This is a genomic window from Fictibacillus nanhaiensis (genome assembly GCF_023715445.1).
GTDB lineage: Bacteria > Bacillota > Bacilli > Bacillales > Fictibacillaceae > Fictibacillus > Fictibacillus nanhaiensis_D.
Genome location: NZ_JAMBOD010000046.1, coordinates 1 through 437 on the forward strand (window position 1 = coordinate 1; position 437 = coordinate 437).

Here is a 437-nt window from a genome sequence, read left to right on the forward strand (position 1 = left end):
GTTCCCGCCCTCTGTATTCACGGGTTTAATTTTTCACCCGGGACGCAAGGGTTTGTGCTCTCTCTGGCGCTGCCGCTGCTGAGCCGGTTTGAAAATCAGTTCGGTCGCCCTCTGGATGTGCTTAGCGTGCCGCAGTGTGTGCCGGTGGGCCGTTCTCGCGGGCGCATGCATACGCTGTTTTCAGCGCTTCGCGAGGAGTACTGCGAAGAGCACGATGCGCGAGAAATGATGCTCTATTCGCTGCTGGGGACGCTGTTGGTCTGGCTGAACCGACAGTGCCATCCCGCGTCCCCCGCGGAAGATAAAGCGGAGCGGAAGCGCAGCATGATGCGCCACTTCGCCCGCCTTATCGAGAGCCACTACCGACAGCATCTCCCGTTGGCGGAGTATGCGAAGCTGATTGGACTGTCGGTTACGCACTTAAATTATTTATGTCG

The 437-nt window shown here is 58.4% G+C and carries 1 protein-coding gene; it reads left to right on the top strand.

Going from position 1 to position 437, the window contains the following annotated elements:
- The coding region (locus M3196_RS21790; protein ID WP_251324378.1) for a hypothetical protein at window positions 1-437 on the top strand (437 nt) is incomplete at both ends.